Origin of the sequence: Moorena sp. SIO4A1, from assembly GCF_010672065.1 — a bacterium.
GTDB lineage: Bacteria > Cyanobacteriota > Cyanobacteriia > Cyanobacteriales > Coleofasciculaceae > Moorena.
The window spans coordinates 1-1,614 of the sequence record NZ_JAAHHX010000592.1 but is presented as its reverse complement, the minus strand read 5'-3'; the positions used below and the strand labels follow the sequence as shown (position 1 = coordinate 1,614).

The window sequence follows — 1,614 nt, the reverse complement described above, 5'->3', positions numbered from 1 at the left end:
TTTATCTGCAAATCGCTATAGTTAAATTTGAAGCAAGTTTTAATCAGTTTTAGTAACCATATAGCAATTATTATACTGATGAGGTACACAGGTTTTTTTACCACTTCTCCTTCCCGCCTTCTGGTAGGAGGGTTATATCATGTCAGGATAATTACCCTGTCTTGATGCAGTCGCTCATGGGGGAAACCCCCAAGACCGCGCTGCATCGCTTAATAAAAATCTCCCGATCTCCCCATCTCCCCATCTCCCCACACCTCCCACCCTCTCCTTAATTATGGGTATTCAACCAGACTTGATATTAGGGGGGATTCCTGGTCCCTAAAACCCAGGACGAGGTATATCACCGAATTGAGAACTGCTATAATTACCATTAAGAGAAGTACCATTAACAGAAGAGTCAGAGCCTGAAGCATACATGACTAAATTCTTAGTTGAAGGAACAAAATCATCGAGAAAGTCTAAGTGATCCCCAGCCAGAGAGTGTAACTCTTCTGGAGTGCCTTGGATTTGCAATTTTCCTTTTTCGAGCATGATAATCCAATTGGCTCGCTGAATCACTTTCGGGCGATGACTAATCATAATAGTGGTTTTGCCTTGGCGAGAGGATAGTAATTGATCTAACACTTGAGCTTCGCTGACTGGATCGAGGGCACCAGTGGATTCATCTAAAATTAGGACTGGTGGGTCAGTCACTATAGCTCTAGCAATAGCCAATCGTTGCCTTTGGCCCCCAGAGAGATTGGCACCAAATTCCCCTAAAACCGTTTGATATTTGTCGGGTAGTTCGCTGATGAAAGAGTCAGCCCCAGCTATCTCGCAAGCTTTGACAATCTGCTCAAAAGTGACCTGGGGATAGCTAAAGTGGAAATTGTCAATGATGGAGCGACTCCAGAAGTGGGGTTCTTGTGGTACTAATATTACCTGCTGCCGCAAGCATTCCAGGGAGAGGTCTTGCTGGTTGTAGAGGCCATAGCGGATATTGCCAGACTGGAGAGAATACAAACCAGCCATCACTTTGGCCAGGGTACTCTTGCCACAGCCAGATTTACCAATCAGGGCAATGACTTTACCGCCAGGGATAGTGAGGGAGAAATCTTGGAGGAGGTCAACTCTACCGGCGTGGTGAAAGTTGAGCTGACTGCAGGTAATCTCTGCATTGCCGGGAATTTCAGCCCAGGGCTTTTTGAAGTCATTCTCATCTTCTGGGGTGGCATCGATCACTTCCGTCAGGCGTTGGATAACCACCTGGGCAGTAATAAATTCATCCACTAGCCCGATTACCGCCCCCAAGAAACCCAGAAAGTTGCTACTCATGCCATTGTAGGCCAGCAACTGACCGATGGATAATGTCTGATTGATCACCAGGTAACTGCCCAACCAGAGTACAGCGATGGAAGTAAATGTGGAAAGAATGCTGGTGATTGTACTGCTGTAAAGCCCCAGCTTCATCATACCCCAGCCCAGGTTGGCCAGGCGACCGTAATTGCTTTGATACTCTCCCCAAGCTTGAGGGGTAGCTGGGGTGGTTTTTAGGACCTGCACCCCCCGAAACGTTTCTACCAGAAAGCCTTGGTTTTCTGTGCCTAAGACGATCATGTTGCGGGTTTTGGCGCA

1 protein-coding gene is annotated in these 1,614 nt (G+C 47.1%); it reads right to left on the bottom strand.

Annotated features, from left to right (window positions below; genetic code table 11):
* Positions 1–318: 318 nt before the first annotated feature.
* On the bottom strand, positions 319–1,614 hold a 1,296-nt coding region (locus tag F6K53_RS40990; RefSeq protein WP_293086004.1), incomplete at its 5' end, for a peptidase domain-containing ABC transporter.